This window comes from Candidatus Limimorpha sp. (assembly GCF_056203535.1).
In genome coordinates this window covers 33,214-48,991 of sequence record NZ_JBADWU010000105.1, presented here as the reverse complement: position 1 = coordinate 48,991, position 15,778 = coordinate 33,214, and the positions used below count along the sequence as shown (strand labels likewise).

The 15,778-nt window shown below is 46.9% G+C and carries 10 protein-coding genes; 2 read left to right on the top strand and 8 right to left on the bottom strand.

Translation table 11 applies throughout. The features are described 5' to 3' along the window. The first annotated feature begins 89 nt into the window (after positions 1–89). Positions 90–353: a DUF1905 domain-containing protein gene (locus AC06MN_RS12495; RefSeq protein WP_475672721.1), complete on the top strand. Its 264-nt coding sequence runs from the start codon at positions 90–92 to the stop codon at positions 351–353. Here the strand turns inward: AC06MN_RS12495 and miaA are convergent. Genes miaA through AC06MN_RS12475 form a run of 4 tightly spaced genes read right to left on the bottom strand, consistent with a single transcriptional unit; the run spans position 331 to position 4,734 of the window. Further along, a complete protein-coding gene (gene miaA, locus AC06MN_RS12490) occupies positions 331–1,233 on the bottom strand; it encodes a tRNA (adenosine(37)-N6)-dimethylallyltransferase MiaA (RefSeq protein ID WP_475672720.1) in 903 nt (300 codons plus the stop codon). The genes AC06MN_RS12495 and miaA overlap by 23 nt on opposite strands. Next, complete coding sequence (locus tag AC06MN_RS12485) at positions 1,233–2,714, bottom strand: CCA tRNA nucleotidyltransferase (RefSeq protein ID WP_475672719.1); 1,482 nt, start codon at positions 2,712–2,714, stop codon at positions 1,233–1,235. Before AC06MN_RS12485 ends, miaA begins: the two co-directional genes overlap by 1 nt. 23 nt (positions 2,715–2,737) lie before the next feature. Continuing rightward, complete coding sequence (locus AC06MN_RS12480; protein WP_475672718.1) at positions 2,738–3,517, bottom strand: universal stress protein; 780 nt, start codon at positions 3,515–3,517, stop codon at positions 2,738–2,740. A 50-nt stretch (positions 3,518–3,567) separates the two neighbouring features. Continuing rightward, the gene (locus tag AC06MN_RS12475; RefSeq protein WP_475672717.1) at positions 3,568–4,734 is read right to left on the bottom strand and encodes a putative manganese transporter; all 1,167 of its coding nucleotides are present in this window, start codon (positions 4,732–4,734) and stop codon (positions 3,568–3,570) included. A gap of 53 nt (positions 4,735–4,787) precedes the next feature. On the opposite strand from AC06MN_RS12475, the gene AC06MN_RS12470 reads away from it, so the two are divergent. After that, a complete protein-coding gene (locus tag AC06MN_RS12470; RefSeq protein ID WP_475672716.1) occupies positions 4,788–7,097 on the top strand; it encodes a glycoside hydrolase family 95 protein in 2,310 nt (769 codons plus the stop codon). Positions 7,098–7,196: 99 nt separating this feature from the next. Here the strand turns inward: AC06MN_RS12470 and AC06MN_RS12465 are convergent, their stop codons facing one another. From AC06MN_RS12465 to AC06MN_RS12450, 4 genes are all read right to left on the bottom strand, one after another. Next, positions 7,197–10,574, bottom strand: coding sequence for a C25 family cysteine peptidase (locus AC06MN_RS12465; protein WP_475672715.1), 3,378 nt, complete (start codon positions 10,572–10,574; stop codon positions 7,197–7,199). 93 nt (positions 10,575–10,667) lie between these two features. Beyond that, entirely contained in the window at positions 10,668–11,975 is a 1,308-nt protein-coding gene (locus AC06MN_RS12460; protein ID WP_475672714.1) for an ATP-binding protein, read from the bottom strand. Between the two features lie 225 nt (positions 11,976–12,200). Then, on the bottom strand, positions 12,201–13,985 hold the full coding sequence (locus AC06MN_RS12455; RefSeq protein ID WP_475672713.1) for a BspA family leucine-rich repeat surface protein: 1,785 nt from the start codon (positions 13,983–13,985) through the stop codon (positions 12,201–12,203). A 67-nt stretch (positions 13,986–14,052) separates the two neighbouring features. Further along, positions 14,053–15,717, bottom strand: a complete 1,665-nt coding sequence (locus AC06MN_RS12450) for a BspA family leucine-rich repeat surface protein (protein WP_475672712.1) — start codon at positions 15,715–15,717, stop codon at positions 14,053–14,055. Between the last annotated feature and the right edge of the window lie 61 nt (positions 15,718–15,778).

Genomic DNA, 15,778 nt, shown 5'->3' with positions numbered 1-15,778 from the left:
TTGTAACATGAACACGCAAAAGATACATGCAAATTTGATTCCCAATCAGGGAATGGGGAAAATATCTATTTTTGCGTTCAAAAATAATTATGGAGTCTCTTTCTTTTGATGCAGTCATTATAAGAAACGAAGGTATGGATGCCGCATACGTTGAAGTGCCATACGACATCAAGGCACTTTTTGGCAAAGGCCGTCTGCCGGTTCATGCCACTTTTGACGGTGTGCCTTATGACGGACAAGTAGTCAAAATGGGAACGCCTTGTTTTATCATCGGAATTACGAAAGCTATCCGAAAGCAAATTGGAAAGAATTTTGGAGACACAGTGCGTGTTACACTGAAAGAGAGGAAGTAAGCGTTTCTAATACTTTCTCCATCTCATCTGTTTTCACCCAAATGTAGCTGTCGTCCTTGTGCAGCCAAGTAATTTGGCGTTTGGCGTATTGGTGTGTGTGAATCTTGATTTGCTCAATGGCCTCCTTTAACGTGCAATTGCCGTCAAAATAAGCAAATAGTTCCTTGTAACCGACTGTGTTCAAGGCGTTCAGATGGCGCATAGGGTAGAGACTTCGGGCTTCTTCCAACAGGCCTTGTTCCATCATCATGTCAACGCGAAGGTCGATGCGATGTTTGAGAGTTTTCCGGTCCCAAAGCAAGGCGAATTTGATGATGTTGAAGTCGCGCGGTTTGGTTTGTCTTTGGCGGTATGAAGTGAATGTCTTTCCTGTCTGGTAGCAGACTTCCAAGGCGCGTTGCAAACGGCGAGGATTTTGCTGGTCGACAATGAAAAAATATTCAGGATCAAGCTGTTGCACGGCGTTCTGCAAGGCTCTTAATCCGTCTTCGCGGTAAATATTTTCAACTTTTTCTCTCGTTTCAGCAGTAATGTCGGGCATTTCGTCAATGCCGTTGCAGACTGCATCAATGAACAATCCCGAACCACCGGTAAGAATCACAGAATCATGTTTCTGAAAAAGCGTCTTTAACAATTCAAGTACGTTTTTTTCGTATTCGGCGACATCGTATTTGTCTTCAATGCTGATATTGTGTACGTTATAATGCTTTACTTGACTTAATTCATCAGGTGTTGGGGCAGCTGTTCCGATGCTCATTTCCTTGTAGAACTGTCGGCTGTCGGCTGAAATGATGACCGTTTTCAAAGCCTTGGCCAAGGCAATCGAAAAAGCGGTCTTGCCCGATGCGGTTGGTCCCGCTATGACGATTAAAGTCTTCATCAATCGTTCAGTTTTTGAGGCACGGGGCCATTGGAAGCCACCACCACAGGTTCACTGATTTCCTTGACGACTTTCAGGCCTAATTTTTCGCCTTCAGCTTTCATAAATGCGTATGCATCAGCGAAATTGTTGCCGATGACACCGTCCAAAACAGCCTCACGAATGGCATTTTTGATTACGCCGACTTCGCGGCTTTGCGGCAAGCCAAAGGTTTCCATAATCACAATGCCGTCGACAGGTGGCTGCCAGTTTCTGAGGTGGTCTTTTGCCTCGATTTCCTTCAGCTTTTCCTGAACGATTTCAAAATTCTTGTGGTATTTGCGAATCTTTTCCTCGTTCTTCGAAGTGATGTCGGCATGGCAAAGGAGCATCAAGTCGTCGATGTCGTCGCCGGCATCGAAAAGCAGACGGCGGACGGCGGAATCGGTCACGATGTCTTCGGCAAGCACGATGGGGCGCAGATGCAATAGCACAAGTTTCTGCACATATTTCATCTTTTCGTTCAGTGGCAACTTCATGGCGGAGAATATCTTAGGCACCATTTTTGAGCCTTTGAACTCGTGCCCGTGGAAAGTCCAGCCAGTGCCTTCTTCCCAGCGTTTGGTCTGTGGCTTGGCAATGTCGTGTAAAATGGCGGCCCAGCGCAACCAGAGATCGTCGCTCTTTTCGGCCACTTGGTCGAGGACTTGCAAAGTGTGCAAGAAATTGTCTTTATGACCTCTGCCGTTGACGGTTTCAACGCCTTTCAGTTGTACCAATTGTGGAAATATCAGTTTCAGTAATCCGCTTTCGTCCAGCAATTTAAAGCCGATTGAAGGTTGCTTGGATAGTATGATTTTGTTCAGTTCTTCGGTGATGCGTTCCATCGAAACGATTTTGATTCGCTCGGCGTTGCGCTTGATGGAATCGAAGGATTCAGGTTCAATATAGAAATGCAGCTGCGAGGCGAAACGGATGGCACGCATCATGCGCAGCGGGTCGTCGGAATAGGTGATGTCGGGGTCGAGTGGGGTGCGTATGGTGAGTTCCTCCAAGTCGGCCATGCCGTTGAACGGGTCGACGAAAGTGCCGAAATCATCTTCGTTGAGGCTGATAGCCATTGCGTTGATGGTGAAATCGCGTCGGTTCTGGTCGTCTTCTAAAGTGCCGTCTTCCACTACGGGCTTGCGGCTGTTGCGGTCGTATGACTCGCGGCGTGCGCCCACAAACTCGACTTCCATACCTTTATAATTAATCATTGCCGTACCGAAAGCGCCGTAATATTTGGCTTCTTTTTTTCCGGGCAGCATGGCGGCGACTTTTTTCGCCAACGTGATGCCGCTGCCAACGGTCACGACATCAATGTCGTTTGAAGGGCGGCATAGCAAAATGTCGCGCACATAGCCGCCAATCACATAACTGCGGTAGCCAAGCTGCTTGCTGGCTTGTGTGATGACTTTAAAAATTTGATTATCAATATGTTTTGTAAAATCGTATGGCATATTTTTGCTCTCTTAATCAGCTGCTACGACTGCTTTTTGAAAGTCAGCAGCGGAAGATGGAGGTTGTAGAAATCGTTTTTCGTGACTCTGTCCTTGAAAAAAAGGTCATCGAAATGCTTTTCGCGCGGTGTGAAGGCTACCAAAGAAATGTTGTTTTCGTTGCAATACGTCTTCAAAGCCACTTTCGGGTCGGTGGAAAAAATGAGTTTGTATTTGATGTTTTCGCTGAAGTTCAGTTTGTTAAGTGACGATTCAAGTTCAGTCAGAAGTCTCGATGCTTTTCCTGGGTCGCCGTCGATGAGGCAGTGAACAATGTGAAGATTTGGATTGAAAGGTTCTAAAAGGTCGAAGATTTTCTTGATGGTATCAATGTCGCTTTTGTTGAAATTCGTGACGAAAAGTATTTCGCTGCTGTCGCGATACTGATAGTCTTCGTGAATGGACAAAAGAGGAATAGGCGATGAACTCATGATTTTTTTCGAGAGGCTGCCTTCAAGAAAACCTTTGTTGCCACGGCCTCGGGTGCTCATCAGGACGAGATCGGCTTTTTCAGTATCAATTAAGTTGAGCAAACAGGTCTCAGGGTCGCCTTGAACTAGAACGGATTTTACGTTGATGTTGCCGAAATCGGAAAGCAGATTCACCGTCGAACTCATTTTGGCTTCGGCTTCATCATAGTCTTCGGGTGATTCATAAGCATGAAAAAGCAACAAAGTACCTTCTTTATCTTTCAGTAAATCAATGGCATATTCCGAAAGCGTCTTGTTAGCATCGCTGAAATCGGTGGCAAGGATGATTTTCATTTTGAGTATGTTTTAACAATGCAAAGGTAGCATTTATTTTTGGAAAAACTCTAAAATCCAACAAAATAACACCCGTAACCAACGATGGCCGCCACAATCACATTGATGATTTTGGCTTTCAGGAAACTGGTCTTGCTTTCGGCCAAAAGCGGGAGAGAAGCGTGTCCGTCCTGGGAAATAGAACTTGCTAAAAGCACTGAGAACGGCACGACGCCCGTGGCAAACAGCGTGACGAAAAGCATGTGCGGCCCCGATTCGGGAATGATGCCGATGAGAATGGCGAACAGAATCATCCAAGGAATGTTGGAACTAACCCAGTTTTCGATGTGGAAATAATGCAGTCCGATTTCGATGACGACGAGTGCGCCGAAAGTCCATAGGAAAATGGGCAGGAAATGTTTTTTGATGATATGTTCCCAAAGGTGTTCCTTGATGATATGCTCTGGCGAAGTGGCGATGAAATAAACCACCACTAAACTCACGAGGGCAAAGATTAAGTTCATCCAGTATTCATCGAAGATGTTGAGATGCGTGTGGTCGTGTGCCTCTTCCATTTCAAAGTCATGCGCATCGCAATGTGTTTCTTCACTGACAACCAGTTCGGTATCGTGGCTATGGCCTTCGTGTTCGTGCTCATGGTCATGCTCCAACATGCCGAAAGCCAAGGCGAAAATGAAAAGCAGCACGCCCAGAAGCAAGGCGATGCGCTCGGCGCTGGCGTGTTTCATGTTGCGCAAGGTCGGTTTCTCGTCGCTCTTGCCGTGGTGATGGTCTTCTTCGTGAATCTGATATTCTTCGTCGCAGCCCAAATGTTCGTTTTGTTTTGGTTTGGCGAAACGGTCGGTGATGAGACCTGCAACAATGGCTGTAACAAACAAAATGCCGCAAAGTATCACGGCTTCCTTCGGAATCATGGCCAGCATGACAAAGGCTTCGTCGCCCGATGAGGCAATCATCATGGCAATTAAAGCACCGAAACTCAGTAATTTATGGGAATACATCGAAACCGCTGCAAAACCGCCCATACACCCTGGAATGATGCCTAAACCGGCACCCAAAACCACTTGTCCGAAGCGGTTTTTCCTCAGTCGGCCAAAAAGTTTTCCTTGCGAGTTGATGTTGATGTATTCAATCATCAGCATCATGATGATGACCAAACCCGTGACCAAAATGCTGTTTCTCAGTACGTCGAAAAATAAATCCAAAAATTCGTGCATGACTTCGATTTAAGGGTGCAAAAATACTACTTTTGTTGTCAAATTTCTATCCAATGAGAAAACATTACCTGATTTTCCTTTTGTTGCCATTCTTGGTTTCGTGCGAAAATGCTGAAAATGAATGTGATGATTCAATCGTTTTGCGCTATGATGCACCGGCCAAAATTTGGGAAGAGACTTTGCCCTTGGGCAACGGCCATTTGGGCATGATGCCTGATGGCGGCATTGAAAACGAACGTATTGTTTTGAACGACATAACTTTATGGTCGGGAAGTCCGAATGACGATGCCAATCCGAAAGCGAAAGCGGCATTGCCCGAAATCCGTGAATTGCTTTTGGAAGGCAAGAATTATGAAGCGCAACAGCTTATGTATGAATCGTTTGTCTGTGGAGGAGAAGGTTCTGGTCACGGGAGCGGAGCGAATGTGCCTTACGGCTGCTATCAGACTTTGGGTGATTTGGATATTACCTATTTATATGAAAACGATGCTCCTGCGACTTATTACGAGCGCGGTCTCAATGTCAGCGATGCTATGGCTTACACCTTATTTAATAAAGGTGGCGTTTCCTATCGCCGCGATTATTTTGCCTCGCGCAAAGATGATTTTGGCGTGATTCATTTCACTGCCAATCAGGAAAACATGGTGTCGTTTGCTTATAATCTGAATCGTCCCGAACGCGCTGAAATCATCACATCGGAAAACGGAATCGTGATGTTCGGAATGTTGGAAAGCGGTCAGGAAAATGTGAAAGGTATGCGTTATCAAGCGGTCGTGTGCCTGAAAAATAATGGAGGAGAGGTGTTTTTCAATGATTCCTGCGTCGTTTTGCAAAATGCAAATGAGGCAACGCTTTATTTCATATCCCAAACGAATTGGAAAAACAGAATGAATAAACTTGAAGATGTTGATTTTCAATTCTTTGATTCGTTGGATTATGAAACTGAATTGCAACAACATCTTGAAAGTTATCACGCCTTGTTTGATAGGGCAAGCCTGCAAATTGGTGAAGCGATTGTCAATGATACGATGACTTTGTCAGAGCATTGGCAGCGTTTTCTTGATGAGGAAGATGCCTGGTTGCCAATGGCTTACTTCAATTATGGCCGTTATCTTTTGATTAGTTCCACGCGCGAGGATTTGCTGCCGCCGAATTTGCAGGGACTTTGGGCAAACACGATTCAGACGCCTTGGAATGGCGATTATCATTTGAATATCAATGTGCAAATGAACCATTGGCCGGTTGAGGTTTGCAATCTTTCGGAACTGCATTTGCCATTGGTGAAACTGGCTGAAAATCTTTCTGTTACAGGAGAAAAAACAGCACGCGATTTTTACGATGCGCAAGGTTGGGTAGCGCATTTCGGAACCAACATTTGGGGCTTTTCGGCTCCCGGCGAACATCCTTCGTGGGGAGCAACCAATACTTGCGGCGCATGGCTGGCTTTACATGCTTGGCAGCATTATCTTTTTACGGAAGACGCTGATTTTCTGAAAGAAATATATCCGATGCTAAAAGGTGCTGCACGGTTTTTCATGGATGTGATGATTGAGGAACCTGAACACGGCTGGTTGGTCACGGCACCGACTTCATCGCCTGAAAATACTTTCCGTTTAGACGATGGCCGCACGGCAAGCGTCTGCATGGGCAGCACGATGGATGTGCAGATTATCACCGAACTTTTCGATGCAGTGGCTTCTGCTTCCGCTATTTTGAATGAAGACCTTGCTTTTGCTGACTCTTTGAAACAGACAGAGTTACGTTTTCCTCCTATGCAGGTCAGCGAGAAAGGTTACTTGATGGAATGGCTGAAAGATTACGAAGAAACCGAACCGCATCACCGTCATGTGTCGCATTTGTTCGGCTTGTATCCCGGCGATTTGATTACAAAAACCAAGACGCCTCAGCTGTTGGATGCTTGCCGTGTCAGTTTGGAGCGTCGCGGTGATGAAGGCACAGGCTGGTCGATGGCTTGGAAGGTGAATTTCTGGGCGCGCTTAGGCGATGGAAATCATGCCTATAAGTTGCTGAAAAATCTGTTGTCGCCATGTATGCCTATGGAGGGCGCGACTTATAACGGCAATGGCGCAGGCTCGTATCCGAACCTGTTTTGCGCACATCCGCCTTTCCAGATTGATGGCAATTTCGGCGGCACGGCGGGCATTGCTGAAATGCTGATTCAAAGTCACGATGGCTATATCGAATTATTGCCGGCTTTACCAGATTGTTGGCCAAACGGTTCATTCAAAGGACTTTGCGCTCGTGGCGGAGCCGTCGTTGATTGCGAATGGAAGGATGGAAAGGTCGTTGATTACCGCGTTTCGGCACCAGAAGGAAAAAAGTTTAAGGTGGTGGTTCGTTGAGTTTTGAAATCACTTGTTGGCAACGAGTTTTGATTTTGGTATAAACGAAAAGAGTGTCCTATCTGGACACTCTTTTCATTTGATATAGATGTCTGTTGATTATTCGATAATCATCTTCTTTGTTGTCACACCGCTGGCATTGCTGATTTGGATGAAATACAAACCCTTCTTGTCGAGGTGAATGTTCTGTTTGCCTTCGGCTTTGCTCAAAGTCATGCAGTTTTGACCTAAGGCATTGAAAATGTTGATTTCGGAGGTCTCGTTCAGAACGATTGTGAAGTAACCGTTTGATGGGTTAGGATAAAGGGGGGCATCGTCTGAAGTTTCGCTGCCGACACCTAACACGACGACATCTGGCGGGAAGACGATGAAATCAACCCAAGCGCGATCCTGTCCGCTTGATGCACCGGCATCCTTAGAGTATTCCCATTTCAGTTGGTGCTGACCTTCCGGAAGTATGAATGTGGCACGGGTCCAATCCTGTTCGCCTGACCAGCGGTCGAGAAGTTCGCCGTCCACATAGAAACTCAACCAGTCGTAGGCGTTTTCGGATGACACCTTATAATAGAAACTGAATTCGTTTTGGCAAGCCACATCATAGTCAAGCCAAATGGAAGCGCTCTGATTGTCACTGATTTGCGGTGATTTTGCACAAGATGAGCCTTCGTAAGCGCCGTTGCTTGAAATCGTCCAATTGTGTGTGCCTTCGAATTGCCAATCGTAATTCGAGAAATCGCCGGTTTCAAAGTCTTCGATTTCGCAACCGACATTGACATAATAATTGTCGTAGACGACATAACGTCCTGAATATGATGCAAGTATCAATTCGAATGCAGTCGGCATGGTCATGTCGGGCGCAATGCTGAAAGTGAAATCCACTTGGGCGTTTTCGCCTGGATTGAGTTCGCCAATGGTGAAAATGTTTTCTTCAAAACTGATTTCTGGAGCGGAGCAGTAAACGCCGAAATATGTTTCAGATGCCAAACTTGAACCCGTATTCTGAATGGTGAAATGCAGAGCCATGGTCTCGCCGTAATCCGCGATGCCGTTGCCGTTGCCATCAACTTCCTCAAGTTCAATGTTTGTCACGGCGAAATATGGTGCGTGGACGGGAACTTTGAAATGGCTTGTCCACGAACTTGTTCCATCGTTGCAAACCAAAGTGAAAGCTATTTCGGTATTGTCGGCAATGCTGTCGCTGACCGTGAACTCAAAAGCGTTTTCCAATGTGAAATATTGATAGGATGCCAATCCGGAAATGTTGGCTTCGCCATTTGTAACAACCGCATAATCAGGGTTGTCACAAGTCAATGTTGCAGTGAAATTGCCGGCATCCAAATTACCTACATTGCGGAATGTTATATCGATGGTCTGGTTCTCGCTGAAATCGACTTGACCGTCTTCATCATGGATTTCGTAGGCATCGTAAATGATGTATGAGCAATCGGCATTTGGGAAAGTCATTTCGAAACTTTGCGGCCAAGCGCTCATGCCTGCCACAACCACGGTAAGTGTATCATCATTATTGACAGGGTAAAATTCAATGTCAGCGTGACCGTTTTCATCGGTGTAGGCAACGCCAATGAGTTCATCGCCGTTGAAAAGGTTGCAGCGGAAATGGAGCAGGCCATTGCCGTTTTCGTCTTTCACGTCGATTGGAATGAGTCGTGTGCCCAATTCAAGCACTTCAGGATATTCCACGATTGGAGTGAATGGTTCGTCGAACCAAACGGAGAGCGTGCCGTCGCCGATGACATTGAGAGCATAAAGTGTCCAACGCATTGTGCCGCTTTCGCCAAACATTGTGACGTATGGCGCCATCATGATTTTTGCATCCTTGAAAGCCAAGGCCAATTCAGGAATACGGTCATGGACGTGAGCATCAACGAGTTCGCGGTTGAAGTGTGCCGATGATGCATCGCCAGCGGTGCTGTACCAGCCATAGCGTGAGTTGCCCGATGCAACAATGACACCGGTCTGATTCAAAACCATGCGTTCAAGAATGCAGTCGTCGGCGAAATCGCCGCAAATGCAGCCCTGACTATGGAAAACGGTGTAGTTGTGGTCAACACCATTGGCACCGGCAAAAAGATTGGAATTGATGTCCCAATTATTCCAACCGCCAACGTATGAAGTGTTTGCGTGTCCGAAATGGTTGACATATTGTGTTCCTTCGCGGATGGCATCGCGCAGTTCGTCTGGATTCCACCAATGGTAGGGAGTTTCGTAAACGCGACCAATTTCATAAATGTCTTCATCATAGCCATAGGTCGTGTAGCCGTTGAAATCGCTTTGTCCGACAAGGCGTTCCAAATCGCTTGAAGCATAATAGCCGTCGCCTAAGTGTTCACCGGCGAGCGTGGTCTTGTGAAATTCGCCCAAAACTGGTTCGTTGAGATAACTGAAAGTCTTGCCAAGCAAAAGTTCCAATTCGTTCATGTTGTTGAAAGGAAGACGCGAAATGCCGATTTCAGGGAAGAGGTCATCTTCGCCGATTTCGCCCCATTTATTGTCGCCGTCTTCGTTCCAAGTTCCGTCTAAACCAGCATAATAGAGGTCAGATGGGACATTGTCTTGATAGCCTTCTTGGGCGAAGCACCAGAGGTTGCGGTGTGGCACAAGGTCAACATCGCCGCCAAAAACGACCATCGTAATGCCGCATTTTTCGTACTCATTAACGATGTAATTGCGGATTTTCTCCTTGTTGTCGCGGCCTTCCATGGCATCGTAGATTTCTTCTGTAGAAGCCACGCGCACGCGCAGACCTTGCTGTGCATATTGGGTAATGTAATCATCGAAATGGCCGATGTAGGTTTCAGGCGTGATGACGAGGACTTCATACTCGGGCAACATGGCATCACGGCGTTGGTAGGTTGAAAGCATATCCTCGTTTTGAGCGAGTTTCTTCATGATGCTCACATTTTCCGGACGGAGCCACAATTTGCGGCTTTGGTCGCTGCGGCTTGCCATGGTCTCGACCTTCACTTTCACGGTGCGGGCATAGCTGACAGTTCCCGTGCTGGCTACGTAACGCATAGGTGTAAATCCGCTGAGAGCAAAACCTACACCGTTCATATACTGCGTCTTAACTTCGCTTTCCGTGCGGGTTGGAAAACTCTCAGCCGAGCGGTAAAGTTCCTCGTTTTTCACAAATTCAAACGGTCCTTCAGCCGAAATTGGGCGTTCGGGCTGAACGGGATAGAGGTTGTGACGGCCATCAAGTTCAACGAAATCGCTGAATTCAATGGAAATGGATTTGGCTTCCTGACCTTGTGGCAGCATCAGGCTGACGCTTTGCCAAGGCAAAATCGGTGCGCCGATGTCGCCCATTGGACGGCATCCTTCAAAGTTGAGGATTTCATACCCATCGAGTGTCCTTGAAAAAGGATTGTTGTAACGATAGGTCATTTCGATGGCTTGCGCATTCGCGAAAATGCTGGCCAACGAGAGCAAAATGATAAAAAAAGACTTTTTCATTGTAGTGATGAATTTGGGTTGCAAATGTAAGAAAAATGTTGAGTGTAGCATTAATAATTTCAAAGGAATATGGTCTGCAAAATTGTTATTCAGTTACATGTCATCTAACGAAAGTCCTATGAATTGTGTGTCCCATTTTTTATGGGCGTTCAGAATGGCATTCGATTTTTCTTTCAGAATATCAATATCAATTCGCTGTGGGTTACGTTTACATTCGGCGATGACTATTTGCTTTTCGTTTTGATTGACAGCAATCAAGTCGATTTCATCTTTTCCGTTTCTGTTCCAATAGTTTGAGACTGTGCTGTAAAAGCCGGTTTCCTTGTAAACTTGCCTGAAATAACGTTCCAAAATGAATCCTGAATAGGTCTCATAATCGGCAGAAATTTTGTCGCGTACATAACCGAAATTCCCGATTTCAATGGCACTGCGGTATTTGTAAATAAATCTGAACCAGAAATTTAGGAAGTTATCATTGATAAAATAACGGACATTCCTCGTGTTTTCGCCTTGCAGATAAGGCCTCTGCCGCGAAACCAGATTGTATTCTTTTTCCAATTTGTCCAGATAGCCGCCCGATTCCAGTCCGATGTGGCTTGTGATTTCGCCTCGCGTGGTTTTTCCGCTTGCAATGGCCGCCATGACCGAAAAGTAATTGCTGTATTCCTTGCCAAATTCCTCGGATAGCACATCGCGGCCTTCGTCGATGAAATAGGAGCCGGTTTGCGTAACGGCATCTAAAATCTTTTCATTTGTAAAGGCTGATTGCATGACCAATTGCTCGACATATTTGGCTACGCCGCCGCTAATCATGTAAAATGCCAGCAAGTCATCGGGCCTGAAATTGGGATTGTGTTCTGAAAGGATGTTTTTTAAAGTGCTGATTGTGAATGGCTCAATCTTTAATTTGTTGGTTGCTCTTCCGAAAAGCGGTTCGTGCCTGTCGTCGAAAATCTTGCGCATCATGGAATAAATGGAACCGCACAGAATGAGGTTGATGTGGCTTTCGTCTTTTCGGCTGTCCCAGATGTTCTGCATGTCGCTGAAAAATGAAGAATTTATGCCGCTAATGTTCTGAAACTCATCGAAAACCAAGGTGAAATTCTTCCTTTTGGAGATTGACATGATGGCGGCGAACAGTTTTGAAAAGGAAGTGAAGTCGCCCAATTCCTCATCAAGTGTTTCGCTTATGATTTCCGTAAGTTCCTGACAGAGCATGGCCTCGCTTTTGCGTCCAACGAAAAAATAGACGAAAGGTATGCTTTTCGGATAATGCTTGATCAATGCGGTCTTGCCTATGCGCCGTCGGCCGCTGATGACTGTCATTTGAGCAAAATCCTTGGAAATGGATTCGATTCTTGCAAGTGCTGCTGATTCCTTCTCTCTGTCGTAGAACTTCATTTTGTTGATGTTTAAGTTTTTATGATGCTTGAATTATTGCAACCCGTGTTACTGTAACCGCTGTTGCATTATTTTTCATGCGGCAAATGTAGTAATAATAAATGATATGGGTGCAGCTTTTTTATTTCATTTATGAATTTGGCACGATTCGTCAACAACAAGCGCAACCGCATCAGCGGCAGCGTGTGCGTGAGGTACTAGCGTCTTAAGCATCATTCATTCCCTTTACCAGCTTGGCTCGCGGCCTTCGAGAGGAGAATTTTTAAACATTCTGTGCATATACGTCACGTTCGACACGTTCCATTTCGAGATGTCACCGTTGAATCTGGACTCGCAAAACATACCATTCATATCCTTCACGTTCGACACGTCCCATTTCGAGATGTCGCCGTTGAATTGGGAATAGTAGAACATTTCACTCATATTCGTCACGTTCGACACGTCCCACTTCGAGATGTCGCCGTTGAATTCGGAATATTTAAACATACTCGACATATTCGTCACGTTCGACACGTCCCATTTCGAGATGTCGCCGTTGAATGGGGAGCCGTAAAACATGTCACTCATATCCGTCACGTTCGACACGTTCCACTTCGAGATGTCGCCGTTGAATGGGGAGCCGGAAAACATACTATACATATCCGTCACGTTCGACACGTCCCACTTCGAGATGTCGCCGTTGAATTGGGAGAGGGAAAACATATGATTCATATCCGTCACGTTCGACACGTCCCACTTCGAGATGTCGCCGTTGAATTGGGAGAGGGAAAACATATGATTCATATCCGTCACGTTCGACACGTCCCATTTCGAGATGTCGCCGTTGAATTGGGAATAGTAGAACATTTCACTCATATTCGTCACGTTCGACACGTCCCACTTCGAGATGTCGCCGTTGAATTGGGATTCGAAAAACAACGAATCCATTTCCGTCACCTTCGAAACATCAATGTCGTTAAGGTTACAATTTGGACCGTATTTCTCTATCCTCTCCGCTATGATGCTTTTCAAAGCTTCGCGATTTTTGGGTGCTTTTGAATTAGTTTGCATTGTCAGCAATACGACCAGCACCATGAGCGCCACCGCTGCGGCACCTGCAATAATCGGCCACTTCTTCCTTGGCTTCGGGATAGGTTCTGGTTTTGACTTTGGCTGAGGCTCAGCTTTCGGCTTGGGTTCCTGTTTTGGTTCGTCAATTACGGTTTCATCCGTATCATCGGGTGCCTTGGCGGGTTCGCTGAAATGTACCAAGGCGGGGCGCTGTTCGCGCTTCTTGGCGAGGTAGGGTTGCAGTAAGTTGCGCCATGCCGTTGGCAATGCCGAAAGATCGAGCGGTTTCTCGACTATCGACTTGCGTATCTGGTAGTCGCTTGTGGTAGTGGCGTCGTAAGGCGCCTTGCCCGTGAGCAGGTGCACGAAGGTGACGGCGAGCGAATACACGTCGGTGCGGTAATCCACGCGCTTCACGTCGTCGATCTGTTCGGGACTCATGTAGAGCAGGGTGCCCATGGCCGCGCCGGTTTGCGTGGACGAGATGCTTTCCTTCACCTTGGCGATGCCGAAGTCCAGAAGGCGCACGTTGCCTTCGGTGTCGATGAAGATGTTCGACGGCTTGATGTCGCGGTGCACGACATTTTTTTTATGGGTATAGTTCAGTGCGTCGGTCATCTGGTTCCACCACTTTGCGAGTTGCTGTTGGCTGAAGCGTTCGCCGTGTTTCATGCGAGCCTTGAGGTCGTCGCCTTCGAGGTATTCCATGATGATGGCGGGTTGTCCGTCGAGCTCGGCGTAGTCGTACACTTGCCGAATATTGGGATGGTTAAGTTTGACCATCACCTGGGCTTCGTTGCGGAAGCGTTCCACGATGTCGGGATTGCCACAGAGTTCCTTCTTGAGGAACTTCACGGCTGCGTTCTTGCCTAATGAGTTTTCGGCATACCACACTTCGGCCATGCCGCCAGTGCCTAACGGCTTTTGAAGTGTGTAGCCGTTGATTGATTTTCCTTGCATGATATTCACTTTTCAGTTGTACATTTCTGTTCCACTTTTGCTTTTTTTCAATAATTTTCGGCTTTTATCAGAATATAGCTTTAAACCATTTGTACCACTGAGGCTTGTGGCTTTCAAGCGGAGAATTCCGAAACATGGCTTTCATATTCGTCACCTTCGACACGTCCCACTTCGAGATGTCGCCGTTGAATGGGGAGCCGTAAAACATGCAACGCATATCCGTCACGTTCGACACGTTCCACTTCGAGATGTCGCCGGTGAATGGGGAGCATTCAAACATGTCGCTCATATCCGTTACGTTCGACACGTTCCATTTCGAGATGTCGCCGTTGAATTTTGAGCCATAAAACATCCAATGCATATCCGTTACCTTCGACACGTTCCACTTCGAGATGTCGCCATTGAATTGGGAGCAGGAAAACATCCCATCCATATTCGTCACGTTCGACACGTCCCACTTCGAGATGTCGCCGTTGAATGGGGAGCCGTAAAACATGTCACTCATATCCGTCACGTTCGACACGTCCCACTTCGAGATATCGCCGTTGAATTGTGATTTACGAAACATGCAAGCCATATTCGTCACTTTCGACACGTTCCACTTCGAGATGTCGCCGTTGAATGGGGAGCCGTAAAACATGTCACTCATATTCGTCACTTTCGACACGTTCCACTTCGAGATGTCGCCGTTGAATTCAGATTCATAAAACAACTTACTCATATCCGTCACCATCGACACATCGATGTCGTTGAGGTTGCAGTTGGGGCCGAACTTTTCCATCCTTTGCTTTATAATCCGTTGGAGGTCATCCTTGTCTTTTGCCACTATGCTGTAGTGTTTCGGTTCAAAGTGAGTCCGGCTATCGGCTACCGTTCCATCGTTGGTGTTTTCCGTCCGTCGGCTTTGGAATGTGTCGTGCACGGTGGCATCGTCTGGCGTTGCCTGCTGTGCGGAAGCCCCGAAATGCCTCAGCGGTGGTCTGTTTTCTGAAGCCTTCTCTAAATAGGGTTCAAGGAAGCTGCGCCATGCCGTTGGCACGGCGGAGAGGTCGAGTGGTTCTTGCACGATGGAGAGTTGTATCTCAAAATCGCTGCTGTTGGTGTTGTCGTAGGGCGCCTTGCCGGTGAGCAGGTGCACGAAGGTGACGGCGAGCGAGTAGAGGTCGGAGCGGTAGTCAACGCGCTTGGGGTCTTTCACCTGCTCGGGGCTCATGTACATCAGCGTGCCTAACATGGATCCCGTCTGAGTCGATGAGATGCTTTCCTTGATTTTCGCGATGCCGAAGTCCAAGAGGCGGATGTTGCCTTTGGTGTCGATGAAGATGTTCGAAGGCTTGATGTCGCGATGGACGACGCCTTCGCTGTGGGTATAGCTCAGTGCGTCGGTCATTTGGTTCCACCACTTCGCGAGTTGCTGTTGGCTGAAGTGTTCGCCGTGTTTCATGCGGGCCTTGAGGTCGTCGCCATCGAGGTATTCCATGATGATGGCTGGGCGTCCGTCAACATCGCCATAGCCATATACCTGGCGAATATTGGGATGGTTGAGTTTCACCATCACCTTGGCTTCGTTCCTGAAGCGTTCCACAATGTCGGGGTTGTGAGCGAAGTCTTCGCGCAGTATCTTCACCGCCGCCGCTTTCTCAATGCTGTTTTCAGCATACCACACCTCTGCCATGCCGCCTCGGCCTAGGAGGTGATGTAGGGTGTAGTCGTTGATTGATTTTCCTTGCATGATTAATTGTATTATAGTTTTTATGGCGCAAAAATAAATAAATATTATATTGAATCAAATA